Origin of the sequence: Escherichia sp. MOD1-EC7003 (genome assembly GCF_002965065.1) — a bacterium.
In the GTDB taxonomy this organism is placed as follows: Bacteria; Pseudomonadota; Gammaproteobacteria; order Enterobacterales; family Enterobacteriaceae; genus Escherichia.
In genome coordinates this window covers 1-296 of sequence record NZ_PTRE01000276.1, presented here as the reverse complement: position 1 = coordinate 296, position 296 = coordinate 1, and the positions used below count along the sequence as shown (strand labels likewise).

Annotated in this window: 1 protein-coding gene; it reads left to right on the top strand. The window is 47.3% G+C overall.

What is annotated here, in order from left to right:
- Positions 1-57: 57 nt before the first annotated feature.
- Positions 58-296 (top strand): transposase (locus A7090_RS25320; protein WP_198599620.1); only part of this gene is annotated, 239 nt, incomplete at its 3' end.

Here is a 296-nt window from a genome sequence, read left to right as displayed (position 1 = left end):
GGGAGTGTTAGAAATTCTGTGTCATTCCAGTAATATACAATCAAAAAGGAATGACACATGTCCCAACCCTTCGATTTCGATAAAGCGCTTAAAGCACTCCAGTCCGGTCAGGCATTAACGGGCAAAGATGGTATTTTGACCCCATTAATCAAACAGTTAACTGAGGCCGCTCTGGCTGCTGAACTTGACTCACATCTGGCTCAGGACATTGAAGCCAACCGCAAAAACGGCTACAGCAAAAAGACCATTAAAACCCCGACCGGCAGCTTCGAACTGGCGACTCCGCGCGATCGTAA